This window comes from Neisseria viridiae (genome assembly GCF_962747995.1).
Lineage (GTDB): Bacteria > Pseudomonadota > Gammaproteobacteria > Burkholderiales > Neisseriaceae > Neisseria > Neisseria viridiae.
Map to the genome: position 1 here is coordinate 1 of NZ_CAUJAJ010000033.1, position 3,074 is coordinate 3,074.

A 3,074-nucleotide genomic window follows, 5' to 3' on the forward strand; every position below is an offset into this window, starting at 1 on the left:
AAATAACCAATAAAAACAATAAGATAACAAATTTACAATTTATTTTGTTTGAATAATAAATAAACATCTTTCTTTCGGTTTTTTAAAATATATCGGGGACGCTGTTTGGTTTCGATATAGATACGTCCGATATATTCGCCGAGTATGCCGATACCGATGAGCTGGATTCCGCCGAGAAACAGGATACAGGCCAAAAGCGACGGGTAACCGGGAATATCTTTTCCATAGACGAGCGTTCGGAGAATAATCAATGAGCCGTATAAAAATGCGGTAAATGCAAACAAAAAGCCGATATACGTCCATATTTTGAGCGGGACGGTCGAAAATCCGGTAATGCCGTCCCAAGCGAGATTCCAAAGTTTCAAGGCATTGAATTTGGTATGGCCGATGATGCGTTTCGGACGGGTGTATTCGACAACTTCCCCTCTGTCCGGCCAGGAAAGCAATCCTTTCATAAAGAGGTTTCGTTCAGGCATTTTGATAACGGTGTCGATGATGTCGCGTGAAATTAGTCGGAAATCGCCGACATTTTCTTCGATTCTGACGGGGCTGATTTTATTGTAAAGTTTATAGAAGAAGGACGCGCTCCATCTTTTGAGCAGATGGTCTTGCGTGCGTCCGATACGTTTTGCCAATACGGTTTTTGCGCCGGCACGCCATTTTTCGAGCATAGTCGGAATCAGTTCTATGGGGTCTTGAAGGTCAACGTCAATCGGAATGGCGGCATTGCCCGATGCGTGTTTCAAGCCGGCGAAAAGGGCGTTTTCCTTGCCGAAATTGCGTGTAAAGTGCAGCGGTTTGACCAAGGGGTCTGCAAGGGCGAGGTTTTCCAAAACGGTTTCCGTATTGTCCGTGCTCCCGTCGTTGCAGAAGACGATTTCGACTTCGTATTTTTGAAGCCCCCTGCTTTCCCTGACGGCACGGTAGAAGATCGGAATGGCGGCTTCTTCATTCCACACCGGGACGATAAGCGATATTTTCATGGTTTTCCTTTTGTTTGGGCAAAAACAAGGTAACTCGAGCACAGGTAGCCATATATCAGACTGATGGCGGAAAATCTGACGGCAGCGACCTGCGGCGGCATAGCAAGGGCATCCGATGCCAAACCGCTTGCCGATGCCGCAAAACCCATAAACAGTACGAAACAGGCATAGCGTTTGAAGGAAGCTTTTGTACTGAACGTCCATCTTGCATTTGCGGCAAAACCGAATGCTGAGGCTGCGGCAAATGCCGTGAGGTTTGCGGCGGCGGCGGAATATTGCCGGCTTGACAGCACGGTAAAAACGGCGATATGGATTAGGGTGCTGATGATGCCGACCGTGCCGTAGCGCGCGAACCGTTTGAGCCGCATATCAATGCCGTCTGAAAAGCGACCATTCCCCTATGGTCTTGATATGGGAAACACGGGAGCAGGAGGGATTGGCGGCAAGCAGTTTTTCCAATGCGTCCGACGTATGGTTGGCGGTCAGAATAAGCAGGTAGTCATAGCGGCGGCAGTCTGTTTTCCGGGTCAGGTTATATTCGGACAAAAACCTGACTTGACTGTACCCGTCATACATTTCTTTCATTTTCATGCGGACGGGCATAGCGTGCGCCGAGGCAAAGCTGTAATCCACCCACCCCTGCCTTTCGGCCTGATACCATTGTGCGATATGGAAGAACTCGCCGCCCGAAGTCAGGCTGCCTTCGCTGATGGACAAGGGGTCGTTGACAGTCAGGACTTTTTTGCCGTTTTCCATCATTTGGGAAATCTTTATAAAATCAGCCAGCTTCTGCGAGCGGTCAAAAAGGACGTTGTTAAGGTAGGCTTTGCCCGTCAGCGCGGCGATGCATAAGGCGGACAACAGGCAGGCTGCTTCCGATATTTTTGCTGCGGTCCTGCCCGGCGTTTCCGGTTTCTTTTCCCAAATCAGATAATAAAAAATAGGGACGAACAGGGCGAAGCGTTCGTAAAGGAAGCTGGTTTGAAAGGTAAAATGAGGCATCAGGAAATAAACCGCAAGACAGGCAAGCAGCGGGACGTACCGGCTTTTTTCCCGAGTGGGGCGACAGTTTGCCGCTATGGGGGCGGCAAAGAGGAAAAGGCAGGCAATGTCGTAGTAGAACAGGACCGACATATTCCAAGGCAGGTAGGCAATTTCCAGTATTTTGTCCCAAAAGGAATGTTGGATAAAGTTGTCTTCAAATGCCTTATAGGGGACGGGGTTGGGTTTTGCGGTATAACGTGCCAAAAGGGCGGCGAAAAAGAGATAGGCGGCTGTCAGGGAAAAACGCTGTTTCCAAGGGATTTCTTTGATTCTGAAAAGAAAGTATCCGTATGAAAGCAAGCAGAAAAATGAAAAGGTCAGAATATGGGAGAAGTACGACCATATCCCCAATGCGGCAACGGCGGCAAGCATCTTTGCCGAGGGATTTTCAATCCAACGCTTGTTGGCAATGAAAAACAGTATGCCGACGGGAATGCCCATAATGTAGCCGACAAAGCCCCATTGAAAGGCAAATCCGAAAAAGCAGGTCAGCGCGACCCAGTCGGTCATCCTTTCCGCCCCCATTTCCTTCCTCATTTTGACTGCCGTATAAATGAAAAATAAAAATTCGAGGGCGACCAAAGCCTTGGAAGAAGCATTAATGCCCATAAACTGATACAGCGCCAACCATAGGGCGTAAACGGTCAGATAAGGCGTATCCCAATTTATTTGCAGCATATCTGCCCACGGACTGCGGTGTTTGAGCAAATCATCCAAGGCGGCAACCTGCGCGGCGTGCTGCGGCAGGTCGTTCATCGGCAGGTATTTCGGATAAAACAGGAAACATACTGTTGCAAGGACGGTAAGGAAAAACAGCCTGTTTTGTATTTTGTCGGATAAAGGTAGTGCGATGTTCATCAAAATTTTCTTGGTTGTTTCATTCCTACCCGTCAGGATATTAGTATGTTTGAAAGGTAAGCTTTTCTAAATTGGGACGCACATAGGACCGAACTGTATGTGTGTCCCGTGGTATGGCAGTTGGCTTTTACATAACAAAACAATTGTTACGGTTGACATAATAAAGAAATCTGGGGGGGGGGGGGGGGT

At 48.2% G+C, this 3,074-nt stretch carries 3 protein-coding genes; all 3 read right to left on the reverse strand.

Features of this window, described 5'->3' with window-relative positions; all coding sequences use genetic code 11:
- Positions 1–32: 32 nt before the first annotated feature.
- The 3 genes from Q9J79_RS10200 to Q9J79_RS10210 are packed head-to-tail and all read right to left on the reverse strand — an operon-like array spanning position 33 to position 2,885.
- Entirely contained in the window at positions 33–983 is a 951-nt protein-coding gene (locus Q9J79_RS10200) for a glycosyltransferase family 2 protein (protein WP_301911211.1), read from the reverse strand.
- Entirely contained in the window at positions 980–1,351 is a 372-nt protein-coding gene (locus tag Q9J79_RS10205; RefSeq protein ID WP_301911210.1) for a GtrA family protein, read from the reverse strand. Before Q9J79_RS10205 ends, Q9J79_RS10200 begins: the two co-directional genes overlap by 4 nt.
- 1 nt (position 1,352) lies before the next feature.
- The gene (locus Q9J79_RS10210; protein WP_301911209.1) at positions 1,353–2,885 is read right to left on the reverse strand and encodes a hypothetical protein; all 1,533 of its coding nucleotides are present in this window, start codon (positions 2,883–2,885) and stop codon (positions 1,353–1,355) included.
- Between the last annotated feature and the right edge of the window lie 189 nt (positions 2,886–3,074).

Coding starts and splice junctions, on each gene's coding strand:
- Q9J79_RS10200 (WP_301911211.1), bottom strand. CDS start 983: ATGAAAATATCGCTTATCGTCCCGGTGTGGAATGAAGAAGCCGCCATT.
- Q9J79_RS10205 (WP_301911210.1), bottom strand. CDS start 1,351: ATGCGGCTCAAACGGTTCGCGCGCTACGGCACGGTCGGCATCATCAGC.
- Q9J79_RS10210 (WP_301911209.1), bottom strand. CDS start 2,885: ATGAACATCGCACTACCTTTATCCGACAAAATACAAAACAGGCTGTTT.